This is a genomic window from Chryseobacterium sp. GM_Chr_2 (genome assembly GCF_026540445.1).
Lineage (GTDB): Bacteria > Bacteroidota > Bacteroidia > Flavobacteriales > Weeksellaceae > Chryseobacterium.
Window position 1 is genome coordinate 217,196 of the sequence record NZ_JALNUD010000001.1, and the last position, 21,052, is coordinate 238,247.

General features: G+C 33.1%; 24 protein-coding genes. 9 read left to right on the forward strand and 15 right to left on the reverse strand.

The features are described 5' to 3' along the window. Nucleotides 1-6: 6 nt before the first annotated feature. The 3 genes from OXQ85_RS01070 to OXQ85_RS01080 all read right to left on the reverse strand — a co-directional run bounded on the left by OXQ85_RS01070 (nucleotide 7) and on the right by OXQ85_RS01080 (nucleotide 5,126). On the reverse strand, nucleotides 7-1,323 hold the full coding sequence (locus OXQ85_RS01070; RefSeq protein WP_267401813.1) for a DUF5690 family protein: 1,317 nt from the start codon (nucleotides 1,321-1,323) through the stop codon (nucleotides 7-9). A gap of 16 nt (nucleotides 1,324-1,339) precedes the next feature. Further along, nucleotides 1,340-4,165: a TonB-dependent receptor gene (locus OXQ85_RS01075; protein ID WP_267401814.1), complete on the reverse strand. Its 2,826-nt coding sequence runs from the start codon at nucleotides 4,163-4,165 to the stop codon at nucleotides 1,340-1,342. A gap of 391 nt (nucleotides 4,166-4,556) precedes the next feature. Beyond that, complete coding sequence (locus OXQ85_RS01080) at nucleotides 4,557-5,126, reverse strand: XRE family transcriptional regulator (protein ID WP_267401815.1); 570 nt, start codon at nucleotides 5,124-5,126, stop codon at nucleotides 4,557-4,559. A gap of 128 nt (nucleotides 5,127-5,254) precedes the next feature. Here OXQ85_RS01080 and OXQ85_RS01085 point away from each other — a divergent pair, with 128 nt between their 5' ends. The 4 genes from OXQ85_RS01085 to OXQ85_RS01100 all read left to right on the forward strand — a co-directional run bounded on the left by OXQ85_RS01085 (nucleotide 5,255) and on the right by OXQ85_RS01100 (nucleotide 7,794). After that, a complete protein-coding gene (locus tag OXQ85_RS01085) occupies nucleotides 5,255-5,716 on the forward strand; it encodes a VOC family protein (RefSeq protein ID WP_267401816.1) in 462 nt (153 codons plus the stop codon). 190 nt (nucleotides 5,717-5,906) lie between these two features. Beyond that, complete coding sequence (locus OXQ85_RS01090; protein ID WP_267401818.1) at nucleotides 5,907-6,335, forward strand: hypothetical protein; 429 nt, start codon at nucleotides 5,907-5,909, stop codon at nucleotides 6,333-6,335. A gap of 153 nt (nucleotides 6,336-6,488) precedes the next feature. Continuing rightward, on the forward strand, nucleotides 6,489-7,106 hold the full coding sequence (locus tag OXQ85_RS01095; protein ID WP_267401819.1) for a hypothetical protein: 618 nt from the start codon (nucleotides 6,489-6,491) through the stop codon (nucleotides 7,104-7,106). 43 nt (nucleotides 7,107-7,149) lie between these two features. Next, entirely contained in the window at nucleotides 7,150-7,794 is a 645-nt protein-coding gene (locus OXQ85_RS01100; protein ID WP_267401820.1) for a hypothetical protein, read from the forward strand. Here the strand turns inward: OXQ85_RS01100 and OXQ85_RS01105 are convergent. Both OXQ85_RS01105 and OXQ85_RS01110 read right to left on the reverse strand, forming a co-directional pair. After that, complete coding sequence (locus OXQ85_RS01105) at nucleotides 7,776-8,138, reverse strand: hypothetical protein (RefSeq protein WP_267401821.1); 363 nt, start codon at nucleotides 8,136-8,138, stop codon at nucleotides 7,776-7,778. The two genes, OXQ85_RS01100 and OXQ85_RS01105, sit on opposite strands and share 19 nt — an antisense overlap. Next, nucleotides 8,131-8,268 carry a hypothetical protein gene (locus OXQ85_RS01110; protein ID WP_267401822.1) on the reverse strand — a complete coding sequence of 46 codons (138 nt, stop codon included), beginning with the start codon at nucleotides 8,266-8,268 and terminating at the stop codon, nucleotides 8,131-8,133. The genes OXQ85_RS01105 and OXQ85_RS01110 overlap by 8 nt, the downstream gene beginning before the upstream one ends. Nucleotides 8,269-8,359: 91 nt before the next feature. Between OXQ85_RS01110 and OXQ85_RS01115 the strand changes: the two genes are divergently transcribed. The 3 genes from OXQ85_RS01115 (at nucleotide 8,360) to OXQ85_RS01125 (ending at nucleotide 10,894) form a co-directional block, all read left to right on the forward strand. Next, nucleotides 8,360-8,980 carry a TetR/AcrR family transcriptional regulator gene (locus tag OXQ85_RS01115; RefSeq protein WP_267401824.1) on the forward strand — a complete coding sequence of 207 codons (621 nt, stop codon included), beginning with the start codon at nucleotides 8,360-8,362 and terminating at the stop codon, nucleotides 8,978-8,980. 190 nt (nucleotides 8,981-9,170) lie between these two features. Next, nucleotides 9,171-10,370: a tyrosine--tRNA ligase gene (gene tyrS / locus OXQ85_RS01120; RefSeq protein ID WP_267401826.1), complete on the forward strand. Its 1,200-nt coding sequence runs from the start codon at nucleotides 9,171-9,173 to the stop codon at nucleotides 10,368-10,370. Nucleotides 10,371-10,435: 65 nt separating this feature from the next. Continuing rightward, on the forward strand, nucleotides 10,436-10,894 hold the full coding sequence (locus tag OXQ85_RS01125) for a GNAT family N-acetyltransferase (protein WP_267401827.1): 459 nt from the start codon (nucleotides 10,436-10,438) through the stop codon (nucleotides 10,892-10,894). A gap of 21 nt (nucleotides 10,895-10,915) precedes the next feature. Here the strand turns inward: OXQ85_RS01125 and OXQ85_RS01130 are convergent, their stop codons facing one another. The 4 genes from OXQ85_RS01130 to panD form a co-directional block, all read right to left on the reverse strand. Further along, complete coding sequence (locus OXQ85_RS01130) at nucleotides 10,916-11,578, reverse strand: TerD family protein (RefSeq protein ID WP_267401828.1); 663 nt, start codon at nucleotides 11,576-11,578, stop codon at nucleotides 10,916-10,918. A 1-nt stretch (nucleotide 11,579) separates the two neighbouring features. Beyond that, nucleotides 11,580-12,155 (reverse strand): TerD family protein, encoded by a 576-nt coding sequence (locus OXQ85_RS01135; protein ID WP_267401829.1) that lies wholly within the window; start codon nucleotides 12,153-12,155, stop codon nucleotides 11,580-11,582. A gap of 172 nt (nucleotides 12,156-12,327) precedes the next feature. Further along, nucleotides 12,328-13,350, reverse strand: a complete 1,023-nt coding sequence (locus tag OXQ85_RS01140; protein ID WP_267401830.1) for a lysylphosphatidylglycerol synthase transmembrane domain-containing protein — start codon at nucleotides 13,348-13,350, stop codon at nucleotides 12,328-12,330. A gap of 4 nt (nucleotides 13,351-13,354) precedes the next feature. Then, the gene (gene panD, locus OXQ85_RS01145; RefSeq protein WP_267401831.1) at nucleotides 13,355-13,705 is read right to left on the reverse strand and encodes an aspartate 1-decarboxylase; all 351 of its coding nucleotides are present in this window, start codon (nucleotides 13,703-13,705) and stop codon (nucleotides 13,355-13,357) included. Nucleotides 13,706-14,104: 399 nt separating this feature from the next. Between panD and OXQ85_RS01150 the strand changes: the two genes are divergently transcribed. After that, complete coding sequence (locus OXQ85_RS01150) at nucleotides 14,105-14,416, forward strand: HU family DNA-binding protein (protein WP_267401832.1); 312 nt, start codon at nucleotides 14,105-14,107, stop codon at nucleotides 14,414-14,416. Between the two features lie 98 nt (nucleotides 14,417-14,514). Here the strand turns inward: OXQ85_RS01150 and pdxH are convergent, their stop codons facing one another. Then, on the reverse strand, nucleotides 14,515-15,156 hold the full coding sequence (gene pdxH / locus OXQ85_RS01155; RefSeq protein ID WP_267401833.1) for a pyridoxamine 5'-phosphate oxidase: 642 nt from the start codon (nucleotides 15,154-15,156) through the stop codon (nucleotides 14,515-14,517). 24 nt (nucleotides 15,157-15,180) lie between these two features. Between pdxH and OXQ85_RS01160 the strand changes: the two genes are divergently transcribed. Beyond that, the gene (locus OXQ85_RS01160; protein WP_267401834.1) at nucleotides 15,181-15,729 is read left to right on the forward strand and encodes a YqgE/AlgH family protein; all 549 of its coding nucleotides are present in this window, start codon (nucleotides 15,181-15,183) and stop codon (nucleotides 15,727-15,729) included. Between the two features lie 328 nt (nucleotides 15,730-16,057). Here OXQ85_RS01160 and OXQ85_RS01165 read toward each other — a convergent pair whose 3' ends face one another. The 5 genes from OXQ85_RS01165 to OXQ85_RS01185 form a co-directional block, all read right to left on the reverse strand. Next, nucleotides 16,058-16,867 (reverse strand): aminotransferase class IV, encoded by an 810-nt coding sequence (locus OXQ85_RS01165; RefSeq protein WP_267401835.1) that lies wholly within the window; start codon nucleotides 16,865-16,867, stop codon nucleotides 16,058-16,060. A gap of 80 nt (nucleotides 16,868-16,947) precedes the next feature. Next, nucleotides 16,948-17,334, reverse strand: coding sequence for an START-like domain-containing protein (locus OXQ85_RS01170; protein WP_267401836.1), 387 nt, complete (start codon nucleotides 17,332-17,334; stop codon nucleotides 16,948-16,950). 189 nt (nucleotides 17,335-17,523) lie between these two features. Continuing rightward, nucleotides 17,524-18,699, reverse strand: coding sequence for an aspartate aminotransferase family protein (locus OXQ85_RS01175; protein WP_267401838.1), 1,176 nt, complete (start codon nucleotides 18,697-18,699; stop codon nucleotides 17,524-17,526). Nucleotides 18,700-18,722: 23 nt separating this feature from the next. Beyond that, complete coding sequence (locus OXQ85_RS01180) at nucleotides 18,723-19,316, reverse strand: hypothetical protein (protein ID WP_267401839.1); 594 nt, start codon at nucleotides 19,314-19,316, stop codon at nucleotides 18,723-18,725. A 2-nt stretch (nucleotides 19,317-19,318) separates the two neighbouring features. Further along, on the reverse strand, nucleotides 19,319-21,028 hold the full coding sequence (locus tag OXQ85_RS01185; RefSeq protein ID WP_267401841.1) for an OstA-like protein: 1,710 nt from the start codon (nucleotides 21,026-21,028) through the stop codon (nucleotides 19,319-19,321). Nucleotides 21,029-21,052: the final 24 nt, after the last annotated feature.

Below are 21,052 nucleotides of genomic sequence, written 5' to 3' on the forward strand. Positions count from 1 at the left end.
TTTTTACTATAAATTTAAATTTTTCGACGTATCGAAATTGATATATTGATTAGATTTTGAATTCAAATTAGAATTCGGTTTTGCCTTCTTTCTAAACGATAAAAAGGCAATGATTGAGGTAATTAAAACAATCCCTACAATAATGTAATTCAGATGAATATAAAAATTAAGCCATGACGTTTTTGCCGATCCGAAGTTTTTATAAAGAAGAATTAAAACGCTTCCTAAATAGCCAAAAGAATCAACAACGTAAATCAAAAATCCTACATTTCCTTTGATATCGAAAGCGGCGATCATTCGGTCAAAATAAATTCCGTTGAAAGGAATATAGCAGATATACATCCCAAAACCGGACAAAACCATCCAATAAAACGGAGAAATTGAACCATTTTGAAATAAATACGTGGAAAAACCAACCGTAAGAATTCCTGCAAAAAGAATGTAATGATAATATTTAAAGGCTTTTTTGTTGTTTTTAACTTTCACCATAAAACTTAAAATCAACAAAACCATGACCGCAATCGGAATTTCCGTTAAAGTGAAAATCGACGAATCAAATTGATAATGTAAGCCATCCCAAATTTCGCGGTTAAAATTATCCCTGAAATCTCTCAAAATAGTTAAACTTACATACAGAAGCACAATACAAAGAACAGGAACAAAAAACTGTTTGATTAGTTCTTTTCTTTCCGTTTTATTCAACGGTTGTCTTTTATTTTTCGATAAAATATCTTCTTCCGAAGGTTCAGGAATTCTTTCCAGTAAAAATCCGAAAAGCAATAACGGGATAATAAAAATCAAACCTGTAGAAAACGGCATCCAGAATTCTGAAATATTAAAGGTATCCATTAAAAATTTTCCTACAGACTTTGTAAATCCGGAAGAGACAACAAAGCTTGAACATAAAAATAACCCAATGATTTCCGTGGTTTTCCGACCTTCAATATAAGAGAAAACGATGCCCCAGATCATTCCCAACGGAATTCCGTTAATGAACATCAACGCGATATTATAAGGCGCCGGAACCGCCGCAAATCCTAATAAAGCCAATTCTGCAATGGCTATGAAAAAGAATAAATAAAAAATTCTTTTCTCCGGTTTCAGTTCTGAGATGAATTTTATTCCGATGAATTTTGAAATAAAATATCCTACCGCCTGAGCAATAATGATTAAAATTTTATAATCAACTCCAAAGTAAGCCAACCCTTCAAAAGAAGCTACTGTAAATGGTTTTCTAAAACCATACATGCAAAAGTAGACACCAAAAGCAGCGAATGCCGCCTTCAGTGTTACTAATGATTTTTTGTTAATGGATTTCATCATTTTATATTGTGTTAGTTTAAAAATTCAACTTAATTCCAAGATTGCATCTTACTCCATAATATTCAACCTGCTCCGGACGCGTTTCGTCTTTTCCGAAGTGATAAATCAAAGGTTTATTTAAGATATTATTCACGTCAGCATATAACATCAAATGCTTTGTAAATTGATAAGAACCTCCGAAATCCAGACTTGCATATTTGCCATAATATGAATCATTTAAGTCTTCCTCAGCATATTCAACCGCATATTTTCCTTTATAATTGTAAGCCAATCTTGCATTAAATCCTTTCTTTTCAAAGAAAAGCTGAATATTATACAGTTCTTTAGCCTGATAAGGAAGTTTAACGGTTCTTCCGCTTGGTTTTTCCATTTTAGAATCCATGAAAGTAGCGCTCAACTGAGTTCCGAAATATTGGAGGAAGCCAGGCAGGAAATCAAATCTTTTAGTAATTCCTAATTCAATACCGCCAAGCCAAGCTGCTTTTCCGTTGTTTGGAGCAGTAAATTGTACTCCGTTCATTCCGTTATAATTTCCGATAAAAGAATCCTGGAAAATTGGATCTGTAATTGATTTATAGAAAACTCCACCACTCAAAATCCCTACATTTGAGAAATAATATTCTCCCATCAAATCGAAGTTTAAAGAATAGGTCGGATTCAAATTCGGATTTCCACCTTTGAATTCATTGTCTGCTTCAATATAAGTTCCACCCGGCGTTAAGTCTCCAAAATTTGGTCTTGAAAATGTTCTTGTGGCAGCAAAACGTAAATTCGTTTTGTCATTCAAAGCGTATTTTACGTGGATCATCGGCAAAACGGCTAGATAATTTTTGGTATTTTCCACCGGAGTCAACACATCATCAATCACATTATAACCTTTCACTTTTGTATGCGTGTTTGACAATCTAATTCCACCTAAAATGGTGATTTTCTCATTCAATTTATAGGTTCCCATTCCATATGCATCGGCGTGTTTTTCAAAAACATCGAAGTTTCTTCCTAATGCTTTGTTGTATTCCAACGCTTCAGAATCCGTAGGATTGATCTTTAAATTTCCATTATTTTGAAACCAAAACTGATTCATTCCTTCCGTCGACGAAACCGGCCCGAATGTATTTCCGATATGAGCATTCATTTCACTCAAATATTTTGATCCGTTCGCCTGAGCCGTGATATATTGCGACATATCCGATAAAAGTGGCGCGGTTCCGTTTGTCCAATTGTAGAAAATATCTGAAAATCTGGCATTTCTTTCTTTGTCACGATATTTAAAACCATATTTCAAGGTCAAATTATCCGAAACATTGATTTCGTGATTGAAAGCCGCCACAATTTTATCCTTTTCTTCCACAAAAACTTTGTAAAATTCAAGGTCGGTAAATCTCATCTGTGAAGCATCCATTTTGAAATTCGGATCGCTGTAAAAACCAAATAACTGATCTGCATTTTTGTAGTCTAATTTTCCGCCATCTGCTTTCCAATAAGCTCTCGGACCATTTCCGTGATCTGAAATATAATCAGGATTAATACCAACTCCGGACTGCGTATATTTTATGACATAATAAGAATTGTTGGCTTTATCAGGAATATTTCCGTACTTGAAACGGTTGTCGTAATACGATAAATCCCAGTCTATTTTTCCGTTATTTAAATTGTGAATTCCGCCTAATGAAATGGAAGTCAGTTCCGTAATTAAAAGATTATGAATGTTTTGCAGTTCAACTCTTGCCGTATTATTTGCCGAACTGAATTTATCAAATCGAACTCTGTGTTTGTAATGCGTTTCATCATCCGAAAGTGTTCCGTACATTCCTTTTAAATACAAAGTGCTCTTCGGCGACAAAACATATTCGAAAGCGGCATTAATTCCTGTCGTTTTTCTAACTCCATTATAATCACGAAGTTCCAATCGAAAAACGCCTTCATCACCACTTCTTCTCGCCTCGAAATTATCCGTCGACCAGTTTCTGATAAAGTGTGCAAAATTGATCAAATAACCGAACTTTTTATCTTTCGTTCTTCCGCCATACATCAATCCTATATTATAAACACCTTTGTCGGCTTTTGCATTATAGCCGCTTCCCAATGTAGCTTTAAACTCCGTTTTCATCGGTGGAGTTTTGGTGATAAAATTCACGCCACCTCCGATTCCATCGGCTTCCATGTCGGGTGTAAAAGATTTATTGACATGAACATATGAGATCAATTCTGTCGGAAAAAAGTCGAATGCGGTTGCTCTTGAAGTCGTTTCTTCTTCAGCAGTTGGAAGTCGATTTCCGTTGATGGTTGTTGATGCCCAAAACGGCGGAAGTCCTCTCAAAGAAACGAATCTACCTTCTCCCTGATCTCTTTCAATTGAAACGCCCTGAACTCGTTGAACGGATTCGGCAGCATTTCTGTCTGGTAATTTCCCGATTCCGTCCGAAGCGATAACATTGGAAATATTGACTGCGTTTTTTTGAAGGTTTAAAGCTTTTGCTTCCGTATTTCTCAAACTTCCGGTCACCACAACTTCATCGATGCTTTTTTGTTTTTGAGATAATTTTAAAACTCCCAAATCTACTGTTTGCCCAGATTTTACATCAACATTAATATCTGAAGTTTCGTATCCTATATAGCTGATTTGTAGACTGTATTGACCTTCTTTAATATCATTGATGGTAAATTTTCCTTCAACATCCGTCACAACATTTTTCGATGAACCTTTTATTTTGATCGACGCGCCAGGAAGTGGTTGGCTGTCATCGAGAACAGTTCCTATAATTAATTGTTTTTGCGCTGAAACAAATACTATCAGGCACATAAAAACAAGGGTAAGTAATTTTTCGGTTATTGTTTTCATTTTTACATATATTAAATTTTTATTGCAAATCAAATCAATAATTTTAATATATGTAATTATTTTATGTTAAGTAATGATTAATAAATCAGACAAAATTGTTAAGTCAAATTTATGTCAAGCCAATATTTTAAATTTAATAAAATAGTGAAATAAAGCCTTTAAAATAGCCATTTAAAAGATTATTATAAACAAAAAAAAGGGATCATTCCATCCTATTAATCATTAATGAATTCATTAATCGGGATTAACAGAGTGTTAATTCTAAAGTTGCAAGAAATATCAAAAGTTGAATATTAGTAAACTTTTTAAATGAAAATCGATTAGAATTGAGAAATTAAATAACGTAAGAAAGTGATGAAAAATTACTGAAAATTTTACTCTAAATAAACATTTATCCTGAGTAAAAATAAAGAACCAACATGATACAACTTTCATTGCTGATACTTACAGGAACGTGTGGAAATTTTCCGTTAAAATACAAAGAATCGCCTTCTTTTAAAATCACTTCTTCGTTATCGATGATATATTTTACTTCACCTTTCAGAATATACTTGAATTCCCAAGCGTCTGTGATTACTTTTTCTCTTTTAGAATTCGGTTCCAGCGTTAATAAAACCGCTTCAAATCCCAACGAATGCAGACTTTTACTGAAAATATGCATATATTTAAAACCTTGAGCTTCGACTTCTTTTTCGATAACCTGCTGACTATCTTTAGGTAAATGAATAAATTTTGAATTGGATTTTTTCTCAACGCCCTCAAAAAAGAAACTTGCATCTATATCCAGAGATTGAATCAGTTCCAGCAAAACAGGAAGCGAAGGAATCGTTCTTCCGTTCTCAATTCGGGAAACCAAGCCATTGCTCACATTCGCTCTGAAAGCCAGTTCGTTAATGGTTAAATTATTTTTTTTTCTAATATCTTTTAATCTTTTTCCGATGCCTATTAAAAAATCATTCATATTATTTACAATTTAACCTAAATTATTTTCGTCATTTTTAGTTGTAACAAATGTAGCATTATTCCAGGGAGTTTTTGTAAACTTTAAATCAATTATCCTTATTTTTAAGCATCAATAAATAAAAATTAATGTTTTTAAAATCACCAAACTCTCTCCTATTATTTTTCTGTGTGATTTTTTTACTGTCATGCAACAAATCTGATCAAAAAAATATAAAAACCAATCCTGTTGTTTATTTTGAAATTCCTGTAACCGATCTCAAGCGTGCAGAAAAATTTTATACTCACGTTTTTAATTTCACATTTGAATCTGAAATCATTGACCATTATGAAATGGCATTATTTCCGTTTTCAAACGAGAATAGCGGAATAACGGGCGCTTTGGCGAAAGGTGATGTTTATAAACCAACAAAAGACGGGGTAATTATTTATTTTAAAACGGATAATATTGATGAAAAACTAACTTCTGTTGTAAAAAATGGCGGAAAAGTTTTATACCCGAAAACAATTAATGAAAAACACGGATTTGCTGTTGCCGAATTTGAAGATTCTGAAGGAAATAGAATTGCATTACACGAAAGCATCAATTAAATCTTGAAAAATATTTCTTATAAATTACAGAATCAAATGCATTCATTTTGTAATTTTAATTAATCACTTAACATTATTTCCCAAAATATTATAAGTTACAGAAAACGAACCTTAAAAATCATTTTTTAACTATTTATTATTTAAATTTGAATATATAATTCAATACTCATTGATAAAAAACACAATAAAAATGAAACAATTATTTTCGGTACTTGCTATTGCTTTAATCATGAACTTTGCAAGCGCACAAAAAAGCTCAGATCGGGATTTGATCACAAAAATTAATGCTGAAGTAGAAAAAGCAGAACATAAACAGATTTACAAAGAAAAAGCCTGGGGCGGTAATTTTGAAAAAACAGATGTTTATTATGTAAATAATACGCCTATTTTGATTGTAAAAGAGGAAAAGCAAGACGTAAAATCGATCAACCAATCCAGTAACGGAGGAAATTCTAACATCAATAAAACCGTTTCTGCTAAATTTTATATTAAAAACTGGGCAGAAAATCAGTTCGTGAGAGTAGGCGAGATTAAAAATAATAAAGAAAAATCTGCTATGCCTTCAGAATTTGCTTTTAATTATGATAAAAAAGCAATTGATAATTTAATTTCAAAATAAAATATAATTGGTAAATATATTTTACTCCAATATGTATTTATTGGAGTAAAATATTATGCGTTAATTAATAATAACTTTTAAACATATTCTATTTTTCTTTAACTTAGTTTAGAAAATCGCTTGTGACTTTAGAATAAATAAGCTTTCAAAACTATGTCTGAAGAACTGTATTTTATAAAATTCAATCCTGTTGTTGCAAAAATAAATTTATATAATAAGCTTTGCCGCGAGGAAAAAGCAGTACTTGGTTTTCTTGAATCAGATTCAAAAACAAGTCTGGAACTTATTAAAAATAAAGTTCAGGGTGGCATTCACAGCCTTTCAAAAGAAGAATTGATGAGTTTATTTTCTTGGTTGAATAATCAATGTAATGCAAATCAGGAAGAGTTAAAAATACAGCTTTTCACTAACGGAATAGAACTTTTTTATGAAATACCGGAAGCCGATCAAATACATGATTTTCAGCAAATTGTTTCTGATTATGAAAAAATTTCTCAAACCAATTTAAATTTCATTATCAATTCGGAAAATTTTAATCAATTTCTTATTTATGGAATATTTTTTTCCAATTTAGCTAGTAAACATATTACAGAAGAAAATGTTTGCTATAATTTTCTGAAATCAGATTATGCTAATTTATATTCACTTGCAGAAGAGCAATTCCATAAAAATAATTTGGAAGTTAGTCTAAATATCAATAAATATTTCTCAGATTTATATGATCTCACCAAATACTATAAAGGATCAGTTATTAAACTTCATCATTTTTAAATATAGAATTTAAACTAATTTGGCTTCTTTTAGATTTTAAACTATGAAAAAGAATTTTCATGAAATTGCTCGAAAATACATACATGAAAAAGTAGGCGGAGATTTTGATATATCGCCAGATGAACTGACAGATCTCGACGATATTTTCTGTTTTTATTATCAATCTAAAAAATTTCTGGAGACTGGAGATCATCGCTATATGTCTGTGGGAATTGGTCCACAACTGCTTATAAAATCTGACAAACGAATTATTAGCCTACCGCCCTCTTATACGTATGATGCAGCGATTCGGGAGGTGCGAAAAAAACTTCAGATTGAGAAAATAATTCAAACAAAATGTCCCAATTATAACTATTGGCACGATAACTACATTCTTATCATTCAAAAAATATATAATGAACCTAAATTGATTTCAATCTTAAGAGATTATCGGGCGAGTTATATCGTTCCTGAAGTTATTGGTCATTCTATTCATCGTGTGGGAAAACCGTATCAGAAAAGTGAATTAATTAAAAGATTTGAACATTTGCCCGCAGAGTTCAATACTTTGTACGGGCTTTTTCCTAACATTTTGATGGAATTGATTGAATCTTTTTGCTGCGAATTTAGCATTCAACCCAAAGAAATAAAAAAGTTTTCTTCTTACATCGAAAATGCAATTGAGACTGATTATGAAACCGTCTGGTAAAATTTACCTAATATATAATACAGAAATCCGCCTACCGCATACGAGACTACATCAAAAAAATCTCCTGTAAACCGATCAGAAATCATTGGACATACCAATTCAAATAAAACAGAAAGATAAATAACAGATTCTATGATAAATTTCCTACTGGGCTTCCAATCCTTTTCAAATATTGTATTGGTGATGTACTGAATGAGGTAACAATACATCGGAATCGTAAGAAAATCTGTAAGATAGCTATTGACAACAGGAATTATAATTCCGAATTGTCTCAGCAGAAGAATGCTCATCCAAACTCCTAATCCTACAATAAACCATGGAGAGATCGCGAGCCGTTTACGCATGAAAAATAGCCATTAATATCCCAACAACCACCTGCAGAACTTTTGTAACAATCTCTTGCGGATCTTTTTTTGAAGATTGAGTTTCTTTTTTTGCGGCAGCTTCGTAGTCAAATTTTTTATTGCCTTCCATATTTAAAATTTTATAATGCAAATATATTTAAATTAGAACAAATGTTCTAATTTAAAAACATGATATTTACGATCTATTGTATCTTTGTAAAATGAAAACCAAAGAAAAAATAATTTCTACTGCACTTAACCTTTTTAATGAAAAAGGTTATAATAGCATTACAACACGGCATATTGCCGCAGAAATGAATATAAGCGCAGGGAATCTTCATTATCATTTCAAACATTCCGAAGATATTATCAGAGAAATTTTTTCCTTGCTAAAAAAGGAGATGGATACTATGCTTGATGGGCTAAGAAATAAAGCTACCAAAAGCCTAGAAGATCTGTTTAATTATACTCAGTCAAGCTTTGAAATTGTATATGCTTACCGTTTTATTTTCCTGAATTTTGTAGATATTCTCCGAAATATCCCTGAAATAGAACAGCAGTATAAAGAATTAAATATCAGCCGTAAAGAAGAATTCCAATCTATATTTTCCGGTTTTCAGGAAAGCAAAATTTTTGTAGAAGAGATCCCCGATTTTATTATTGACAATATGGTCTCTCAGATTTTCATTATTGGTGACAACTGGATGACATACAACAGCTTAACTTTAAAATTAGATAAAAAAGAAGCGATACAACATTATTCTTTGATATTTCTCAACTTGTTTTATCCTTGGCTTAGTACAGATCAGCAAAATTTGTATCAGCAGAAGTATATAAGATAAAATTTCTATCTTTGCAACGCAATGAAGCACTTAAACAACATATTACGTCTTCCATTCTTCACTGAGTATTACGCTCCGAGCTATCGTTCGGGAAGACTTTCTATGGATATCATTCAGTAAAAAATATTCTAATATAACATAGAGCCCGAACACTATTGTTCGGGCTTTTTTATGCAAAAAATTCAACAAAATGAAAAACGTATTACAAGAAAATGTAGAAATAATTCTACCGGAAAATGGTTTGGAACAAAAATTAAAACAAGCCAAAGAAGAAAACAGAAAATTAATCATCAAACTTGGTTTTGATCCTACCGCTCCGGATTTACATCTGGGACACGCCGTTGTTTTGAAAAAACTGAAACAATTTCAAGATCTGGGACATCAAATTGTTATCCTGGTTGGAAGCTTCACCGCTAGAATTGGTGATCCGACAGGAAAAAATAAGGCAAGAAAACCTTTAAGTATTGAAGATGTTCAGCATAATGCCGAAACCTATATCAATCAGCTTTCAAAAGTAATTGATGTAAACAAAACAAAAATAGTCTTCAATTCCGAATGGCTCGATGCTTTGCCTTTTTCAGAGGTTATACAATTGATGTCTAAAGTTACTATTGCCCAATTGATGCATCGAAATGATTTTAATAAAAGGTTCACTGAAAATATGCCAATCTCCATGCACGAGCTTATTTACCCAATTTTACAAGGTTTTGATTCGGTAAAAATTGCCTGTGATATTGAAATGGGCGGAACCGATCAGCTTTTTAACTGCACCATGGGAAGACAGTTACAGGAAGTTCACCAAATGTCGCCACAAATCGTGATGTGTATGCCTCTGTTAAAAGGACTTGACGGCAAAGAAAAAATGAGTAAATCATTAAACAATATCATCGGATTAACAGATGATCCGAATGAAATGTTTGGAAAAACAATGTCAATTCCGGATAGTTTGATTGATGAATTTATTGATTTGACAACCGATTTTCAAAATGAAGAAAAGAAAAATTTAAAGCAAAGAATTAAAAACGGTGAAAATCCGATAAATATTAAAAAACTGATCGCTAAAAATATTATTACTCAATATCATGATGCTGAATCTGCAGAGCGTGCGGAACATTTTTTTGTGAATCAGTTTCAGAATAAAATATTTGAAGAGAAAAGTTTTGAACCCGTTTCTATTGTTTCATTACATCTCATTCAACAGACGACGACATTGTTAGAACTTTGCCATCAATTAAAAAATGATGAGAGCAAAACATTTATGAGAAAATTAATTGAAAGTGGCGGCATTCAAATTAATAATATCAAGAAAAATAATCCGAATGAAGAAATTGAATTAGTTCCCGAAACAAAAATTAAAATAGGAAAAAGAAGCTTTTTTGAACTTATTTAAATATAAAACCAATATATTCGTTTAGATAAATAGTTTATAAATCTTTAAGAATATTAATAAAAATCATGGATTTTACACATCTTCAATTGAGAAAAGCAACACAAAATGACATCGATTTTCTGCTAGATTTAAGAATTAAAACCATGAATGAACATCTTGAAAGCTCAGGTTTTCCAACTGATAAAAATTCTCATCTCAAAAGAATACTTCATGAGTTTGAAACCGCCAAAATCATGATGTACGGAAAAGAAGATATGGGACTGTTAAAAATAAAATATGGGAAAGATGAAATTGAACTTATCCAGCTTCAGATTCATCTCGATTTTCAGGGTAAAGGTTTTGGAAAGCTTATTTTAGAAATGATTATTGAAGAATCTTTGTTTTCCGAAATTCCTATTTATTTAAGTGTCTTAAAAACCAATCCGGCACAAAAACTTTATGCACGCGTAGGTTTCAGAACCATTGAAGAGAATGAACATTCTTTTACAATGAAGTTTTCTAAATATAACTTTGTCAAAGTTTAGAACTTTGACAAAGTTGATTTGTTAAGAATATTTCTTGAGGATATCCACAAAATTATCCGTTGTGTGCGGTTCTCCGACAGCGCGGAATTTCCAGTCGCCATTATGACGATAGGCTTCGGCAAAAACCATGGAACATTTTCCGTTCATGCTAGCATCGCTTGAAAGACTGAATTTGGTAATTTCTTTTCCTTTTGCATCTATCGCGCGAATGAAAGCATTTTCAATCATTCCGAAATGCTGATTATTTTTAGTCCCTTGATAAATAGAAACAATAAAAACAATCTTCTGATATTTTTCATCCAGCTGATCCAATTTTACGATGATTTGCTCATCATCACCATCGCCAGCACCGGTTCTGTTATCTCCTGTAAGCCAAACATGACCACTCGGATGCTGCATTGAGTTGAAATAAACCACATCTCCCTGATACAACCTGATCTGTCGACCGTTTGAAGTGATCGATTTTCCTTTGTTAACCACTTTCCCGTTGGCATCCAATAAAAATGCAATGGCATCAAGATCATATTCCGCAGCTTCTTTACCAAATATTTTCCCGAAAAAACCTCCTTGTTTTCGAACATCCCAACCCAAACCAATGGTTACTTTTGAGAGATCGTATATACTTTCGCCACGATCATTCTTCCTCAGATTAATCGTTTGCCCTTTCTGTAAATTAATTGCCATATTATTTTATGATTTGTCCTTTATAATATTTCTCAAGGAAAAACCCAAGATCTGCTCGGTAGCCGATTCCTGAAGCCTCAAACTTCCAACCGCCATTTCTTTTATACAATCTTCCGAATTCGATTCCGGTCTCTATGGAGAAATCTTCATCAAGCTCATATTTTGCAATTTCCTGATTCGTTGCATTATCAACAACTCTGATGTATGAATTTCTTACTTGTCCGAAATTTTGTTTTTTCCTTTCAAAATCTTCAATCGTTACTACGAAAAGTATCTCTTGGACTCTGGAATCTACCTTATCCAAATCTACAATGATCGCTTCATCATCGTCTCCGTCGCTGCTTTTCCCGTTCGGATCGTCTCCTGTATGCGTTAAAGCGCCATCCGGAGATTGCAAATTATTATAAAAAATAAAATATTCTTCACTTACCAGTTTTCTGTCTGCATCCACCATAATAGCAGAGGCATCCAGATCAAAATCAAGACCTGTACCTTCATTGGGATCCCAGCCCAGCCCGATCGTCATTTTTGTAAGTCCTAATTCAATCTTTTGTCCTTTCTGTAAATTAATCGCCATAGTGTTAAAACTTATTTTTCCTTTAAGATAGATGTGATTTATGAATTGACCAAATTTATCGATTAAAAAACGCTTAAAATTACGGTTTCGCGTAAAAATCATTTAAAATTTTCAGAAAACAAAAAAGGTTCGACAAATTGCCGAACCTTTTACATTTTATAATAAAATATATTTAATCTTCTTTTTTGGAAACAATTTCATTTCTTGCTTTCGCCAACATCGGAATTGAAATAAGCCCCATGACAAGCATAATAACAATTTGCATAGGCAATGATATAAAAGAATACGTTAACCCGATTTCTCCGCCTAATTCTCCACTTTTACCCATTGAAATAAACAAAGCCATGAAGCCATATTTCATCGCCAGATTAAAAGCTCCAATTCCGCCACTTGCCGGGATCATCATTCCTAATGTTCCAACCACAATGATTAGAAAACCATCTGCAAAAGTAAAATTGGAAGTTTCCGGTAAAGCAAAACACACCAAATACGCTGCAAAATAATACGAAAGCCAGATTCCTAAAGTGTAAAGTATGAATTTACCTTTTTGTTTTAATTTAAAAATTGAAGTTAATCCCTGAAAAATTCCATCAATAAAATTAATGATCTTTCCTAAGAACGGAACATTCGCCAATTTCTTTTTAAAAGCAAAAAATATGATTGTTCCTAAAACTAAAATTCCCAGAACCAGCAGTATTTTATTTGGATTAATATCTAACCCTGAACTTTTATAAAACGAAATAATAGCTTCATATTTAAAAATCAAAGTCAATCCTAAAAAAGCAACCATGCAAACCAGGTCTACTACCCTTTCAAGGATAATTGTTCCGAAAGATTTATCAACAGGAACTTTTTCTACACCGTACAAAGCCGTTGCTCTCGCTACTTCCCCACTTCTAGGAATGGTAAGATTCATTAAATATCCGAATGACAGCGACCATAATGAGTTTGAATTTGAAATGGAGTGCCCCATCGGTTCCAGCATCAGATTCCAACGAATTGCCCTGAACCAGTACGCCGCCACCCCAAAACATGCCGCAAATAAAACCCAAAGGTAATTTGCCTTTGCCAAAGACTTTTGGATCACTTTGAAATCAAGCCCTCTTAGAGCCAGCCATAAAAAAAAGCCTGCGCAAGCAAGCGATATTACTATGGTTACAATTGATTTTATTGGATTCGATTTTTTATTCTCCATGAATTTAGGTCAAAAGATTTGTTTTTTCATCCGGGAAAACAATTTTTGGCTGGAAAGTCTGCGCTTCTTCAGGGGTCATCTGTGCATATGCAATAATGATAATGATATCGTCCCTCTGAACTTTTCTGGCAGCCGGCCCGTTCAGGCAAACCTCACCAGATTTTCTCTTTCCTTTGATAACGTAGGTGTCGAAACGCTCCCCGTTATTTACATTTACGATATAAACTCGCTCTCCCACTACCAATCCGGCAGCTTCAATAAGCTCTTCATCTATCGTAATACTCCCAATATAATTAAGGTCTGAAGCCGTAACCCTTACCCTGTGAATCTTAGACTTAAAAACTTCTATTAACATGGTGCAAATTTATTAATAATAATTTATAAATAGCACTTTTAGAATCATTTTAAAACACACAGATACACAGCGGTTTAATTTTATTATCATCATTTTTTTTGATTTTTACTTGCACATTCTACAAGCATATCTGTAAAAATATTAATAGTTGATACAAAATTCAGGATTTAATAAATGTAAGAAATAATTAATAAAAATTCATAAAGTCAATACACATAAGCATTTGGCATGATTTTAGTAACGTGTAACCTAGATTTTTCGTAAAAAGTCAAATTATCATATTTTAACTGTTTTCACCTAAAATCAAAAAAATAATACATATTTCTATAAAAAAATTGCACAATTAGAAAATAGTATTATATTTGCTATAATTACGAACTAACTTTAATATTAAAAATTATGAACAAGTCTGAATTAATCGACGCAATCGCAAAAGATGCAGGTATCACTAAAGTTGCTGCCAAAGCTGCACTAGAATCTTTCATTTCTAACGTTACTACTACTCTTAAGAAAAAAGATGGTAAAGTGTCTTTAGTAGGTTTCGGAACTTTCTCAGTAGCTGAGAGAGCGGCAAGACAAGGTATCAACCCTGCAACTAAAAAGCCAATTAATATCGAAGCTAAAACAGTTGCTAAATTCAAAGCTGGAGCAGATCTATCTACTGCTGTTGCTACTGCTAATGCACCTGCTGCTGGTAAAAAGAAAAAATAATCTTTTCAGATTAAAGAAAAAATTGAAACCCTCATCTTTTAGTGAGGGTTTTGTTTTTATTGTAAAAGCTTGAAAATTTAAACTTTAAATATTAGGTGCTAGGGAGCTAAACGGGAAATCTTCCAATCCAGATCATCTAAAGTATATACAATTCTGTCGTGAAGACGATTCGGCCTTCCTTGCCAAAATTCAATTTCATAAGGTTTTGCAATGTATCCGCCCCAGTTTTCAGGTCTAGGAACTTCAGAATTTTCATATTTTTTTTCTAATTCTTTTAATCTTTCTTCCAAAAATTCCTTATTCGGAATTACCTGACTTTGCGGAGAAACAGCCGCTCCCAGCTGACTTCCTTTTGGCCTGGAATGAAAATATCCGTCGCTTAAATTCTCTGCAATACGATCTAAATTAGCTTTAATAATAATCTGTCTTTCCAAATTTGGCCAGAAAAAGTGAAGACAAGCCGTATGATTTTTCTCTATCGCTTTTCCTTTTTTACTATCATAATTGGTATAAAAAATAAAACCTTCGTGAGTATAAGCCTTTAAAAGCACCATTCTCGTGCGCGGGCAACCGTCTTCTTCTACCGTAGAAATCGCCATTGCATTGGCTTCATAAATATTAGGATTTTCGCTGGCTTCCAAAAACCAATCTCTGAATTGTTCGATGGGGTTTTGTTTTATCTCACTTTCAATAAGTTGGGATTTATCATACACTTTTCTTTTGTCGTGCAGGTTTTCCATAAATATTTTTTATTAAATTTGAGTATGAATTACTCTTACAAAGGTAAAATATTAATTTCCACACCCGACATTTCCGGCGATATTTTTTCCCGATCTGTCGTCTTGGTTATTGAACATAACGAACACGGTGCATTTGGTTTAATATTAAATAAAAAGAACGGCCAAATGAGCAGTAAATTCAAAAATTTCTTTGATTTTAAAATTGAAGTATACGACGGCGGCCCTGTGGAAAATGACAAGGTTTTCTTTATTGTAAAAGGAAAAAAAGTAACTGAAGTTTATACCGAAATCACCAATGAATTTTATTTAACGGAAGACATTGAAAATATCATCAGCGCGGTTTTAAGTAATGAATTGAATATTAATGATGTTAAAATCTTTTCAGGATATTCCGGATGGGGTGCTATGCAGCTTGATACGGAAGTTCAACGCAAGATGTGGACGGTTGTAGACGTTTACAATTTAGACTATACTTTACCTAACGATCAGACCCTTTGGAAGTCTATTATGCAGAATTTAGGCGGCGAATATCTTCTGTGGGCGAACTCTCCTGAAGATATTTCATTGAATTAATCGATTAACCTATTCAATTGAATTCATTTTAAAATTTTAACAAAATTTAAGATTCCATTAACCAATTTTTAAAGAATAATTCACGTTATTTGATAAACCAAAATTCAAACAAAAATGAAAGGACTAAAGCTTCTTATTCAACAAATTTTTTCCAGACCATCTTTGAACCTTCAGCCGGTTTACGTTAAACGTAATAATATATTTAAAAAGTAATAAAAAAATCGTGAAGAATAATTTTCACGATTCAAAATACAAATTCTGATTTTTCAGAATAAAACCCGGTAAAGGACTTTTGGAACTTTGTTGTTTACCGGGTTTGTCAATTATTTTAAAAACTTTTCTTCCAATTTTCCACCATTTCTGTAAATCGGGAATTCTCGAAAGTCTTGTTTCTTATTTTACCTACAGAAAATATGCCTTTCTCGTCAGAAATTAATAAAATTTCTTCTGCTTTTTGAGATTCAAATGCAATAATCTCGTGTTCTTGGATATCTGCCAGTTTATTTTTATGTAAAAAAGTGACGAAACTTTCCATTAAAGGCGAAATGTATGCTCCTTCTGTCTGCTTAGGAACTTTAATAACATCTCCTTCTAAAAATAAAAGATTTCCAAAAGTGGTACGTGCGATCCTTTTATTTGGATTCAACAAAATAACATCATCCAGGTCATTTTCCTGTGCATAAATTCCTCCGTAAATATTTTCCGGACAGTGAACCCTGATATTGCTTAAAAGGTTATTATTAACGTTAATTTCTTTAATTAAATCCAATTCTAACGCTCTTGAATGAACCGTTAAAATATCCTCCATTTCTAAAACCTCATAGAAATATGAAACTGATGATTTTGCCAGCGTTAATCCATCATTATTTCTATAAACCTGAAAATTGATGATCCCGTTCTGAATTCCTTTTCCTTCAATAATATCATTCTGAAAAAGCGACTGAAAAAACTCCAGCGTATACGTTAACGGAATATTCATTCTCATCTTTCTCATGGAAGCCATCAGAAAGAAATAGCACTCTTCATCCATAATCAGTTTGCCTTCTCTTACAAAGAAAGAAACCTTTACCGCGTCTCCAAAAAGAAACGCTCTGTTTTTCACATGTAATTCGCCAGATGTAAAATATTGATTTTCCAATTTTTGATGTGATTTATTTATAAAAAAATAATGAACGATAAATCGTTCATCAGTTTTATCATTTTAGTACAGCATACGCATTATGCAGCACCTAATTTAATTCTAAGGTTTTCGATAAGGTTTTCCCAATACATTGCGTTTTCGTTCTCGTCTCCTTCTTCACAAAAATCTGTAATATTAAGGGCAAGATCTTCTGTAATGTCGTCTATTACGATCGTCATTTCAAAGAAATTTTTTGTTCCTTCGTCTTCTTCCCATCTGAAACGCACGAAACCTTCTGGCTTATACCTAATCAAAGTAGCCTTCTCCGCAGCGCTTCCGCCCCAGCTAAAAAAGAAGTCATCGCCTTTCTCTGTTACCTCATCCGCAAACCATTCAGACAATCCTTCTGCCGTTGCCAGATATTCATACAAAATCTCTGATAAACAGTGCATTGGAAACTCGTAATGGACTTTATGTTTCGCCATATAATCTTTGTTTTAATCGTCCCGCAATATATAAATTAATTTTTTTATTACACAAAAATGTATTTACTTTTTTATATAATCTTTATGATATTTATCAGAGATTTTTAAATAAGCGTTTAATATCGTTTTTAACAGATTAACTCTACTTTTTACCACAAAAAAACTCTTCAGATTGAAGAGTTTCGTATATTAATTTTCGTTTAAAACGTCGATAATGATCTTACAGCCTTCGCGAATTTCATCTAAAGAAAGCGTAAGTGGCGGAGAAATTCTCAGATATTCATTTCGGTACAATTGCCAGAAAAGAATCAGCCCTTTATCCATACATTTTTTAGCAACATCCAGCGTATATTCCGGTGAACCTAGATTTACAGCAAGCATTAAACCCATTCCGTTGATATTTTTAATTTTCGGATGAACCAACAATTCTCGGAATAATTTTTCCTTTTCTTCCACTTCATTCATCAAACCGCTTTCCAATACTTCTTTTAAAGTGGCATAACTTGAAGCTGCAATCAAAGGATTTCCACCAAAAGTGGTGATATGACCTAATTTCGGAGAATGTGCCAACGTTTGCATAATTTCTTTTGAACTCATAAAAGCGCCCACAGGAACGCCGCCGCCCATTCCTTTGCCCATCACGAGAATATCAGGAACGATTCCGAAATGTTCAAAAGAGAATAATTTTCCCGTTCTTCCGAATCCTGGTTGAATTTCATCCAAAATCAATAATGCACCGACTTCTTCACATCTCCTTTTTAGTTTAATTAAATAGTTCTTATCCGGAACTAAAAATCCGGCCGCTCCCTGAATGGTTTCAAGAATAACACAAGCAGTTTTCTCGGTAATTTTATCGAAATCATTTTCATTATTAAATTCAATAAAAGAAACCATCGGCAATAAAGGGCGGAATTCTCTTTTGTGCGTTTCGTTTCCCGAAACACTTAGAGCTCCATGCGTATTTCCGTGATAAGAATTTTTGAAAGAGACAATTTCTTCTCTTCCCGTATATCTTTTAGCAAGCTTTAAACTTCCGTCGATAGCTTCTGCTCCACTGTTTACCAAATAAGTAATTTCCAAAGGATCTGGGGTCGCTTCTGCCAGCAATTTACATAAAGCAACAGGTTTTTCCTGAGCATACTCGCCATACACCATCACATGAAGATATTTATCCGCCTGCTCTTTAATTGCATTTACAATTTTCGGATGAGAATGCCCCAATGTATTCGCGGAAACTCCGGCAACAAAATCCAGATATTTTTTCCCGTCTTTACCATAAATATAGCTTCCCTCTGCTTTTTCAACCTCGAAGCCAGCTGCAAACTCTGTCGTTTGAGCCTGATATGTAAAAAAATCTTTTTGCATTTGAGAAATATTTTAAAAGAAACTTAAACTTCTTCTTTAGAACTTTTCTTTATCTTAATTTTAGATGTATTGTTATAATCAAAATCAGAAAGATCCTGTAGATCATTTTCCACTTTTAATTTCCAATTCTCTACTTTATGAGCATCAATGCCATAACCCGTTTCTTCATTCATTATGGCTTGAGTTTTCATATATTCAGCCGTTAGATTATTAAACATCTCTTCGGCATGATCAAAACCTTTCCAAAGTTTATTTTTATGAATAAGAAGCTCTTTACGCATTTTTCTAGCATACACTTCACAGAGGTCAAAATTTAACTGCTGATAATCTAGCAAAGCAGGAATATCTTGTGCATCTGGATTAAAAGATGATGCATTACTGGAAAACTTATTGATAATATTTTTATTAAAATTAGCATTAAAAACGCTAAAGCCTCTTAGATGATAAGAAAAGCTGATAGAAGATTTCACGTGTACATTAGGATCATGCGTTATCAACTTATAGTCTTCTTTTTGTAATTTTCTGTCTTTGCTCCACAGAAATTCATCCGGCTGTAAGAAGTTTTGCGAGAAAAATAACGCTGGAATCAACAAAAATAACATTAATATTTTCTTCATTATTATTTTCTTGTTCTTTTCGGTTTTTTAGCTTCTTCTTTTGCCCTTTCCTTTTCTACCGCTTCCTGAGCCTGATTATAAAGCTCATCATCAGCCTGATATTTTACTTCTTCATTATTTGGCGTGTCTACGAGAATATCCTGCCATTTTCGGATTCGGTCTTTGGTATTCCAGTTGAAGTCGGGGAATTTTCTTTTGGAAGGTTCAATCTTACTCATAGGATAAGTGTCGGATGTTGCCCCAATACTACAAGAAATAATCTGCATCAGTTTTTCCTCAAAAAGTGCACCGATGATACCGCATGAAGTAAGAGAAATACCAATTCTTTCATTTTCCTTCGTTTTTTCATTAAAATCATCGGCATACGTAATTGCCTGAGCATTTCCGATAACTTTGATTTCTTTAATATCATTATCCTGATAATAGGCATTCATGAATTTCCCTTTCACTTGATTGAATTCATCTTTCAGTGTTAGAGAATCTACTTTACTGATCGCAAAAGCATTTCCGATAACTCTTACAGAATCTAAATCTTCAGTTTCTGTGTTAAAATAGGCTTCTACTTTATCACCTGTCACCTGCTTTTCTCCACTCCACAAAATAGGATCTCTGTACATGTGAAGAACACCATCTGTTTCATTAAAAGCCAATGAATCTGCCCTTCCCTGCGCATTTGATTTATAAAATCTACCTTTTCTGAAAGCTCTCATGAAGCTTTTTTTCTTTGTAGGATCAAGAGAGTCCGGTTTTTGATAAGAAATAATTTTCACAGCCGAAAAGTAAATAGAATCTTTTTCAAGTATCTTTACCGCGTAAGGACTTTTGGTCATCATGGAAGAATCCTGCTTTTCATAGATTTCTCCGTAGCCGCCCTTCATGTATCTTTTTTCTTTAGGATCATCCAGCTTTACATTCCCGGTTGCTTTTCCGAATCCTGAAAGTTGATTAAAATACATATCATCACCTGTCAGAATTTTATCATTGTAATGAATTCTCGAGTTTTTATTCAGAAAAGCTTCCTTTGTATTCATTTTATATGTACCTCGTTCGGTATATACATAATTTTTAGGATTTTGCCTGTTGGTAATAGTTGTAGGGCCAAAGAAATCGGCAACCTTTGTATTTTGATTCTGTTTGATATTATCTCCTTCAATAATATAATCTTTGTTGTCAATTTTAACTTTTCCAACAAAATCAATCATTTTTGTATCTAAAAAATACGTGGCAGATTTGGTGTACATCACATTCTGGCCATCAGAAATTGTACCTCCTGTATTAAAATAAGCCTGATTGGCAAGCCTGTCATAATACAGAGTTTCTGTTTTTATGGTCTGTTTAGGATCAGTAAGCACTACATTTTTTCGAGCAACCCCTTTTTGAGTATTTCCATCATACTCCATTTCGGCAGCTGTGATTACAGAACCGTCTGCATTTTGAAGTTTTGTATTCCCGATTGCCCTTACAAAGTTTTCTTCTTCATACATTACTACTTCATCAGCGGTAAGGATAGAACCTTTATGCTCAATTTTTACATTTCCCGTTAAATAACGGTTTCCATCGTATTTATTGGCCTCTTTTTTAATCTCATCAGCATTAAGAATCTTCACCCTATCGCCCGCTTTAATCTGTTGCGGAGTAGGATTTTTAACCGGATTTTGCAAATAAGGATCTCGTTGCGCAGGCTTTTTTTGATCTTGCGCAAAAGTAATCATTGAAATAAAAAGTAAGAGAACTAA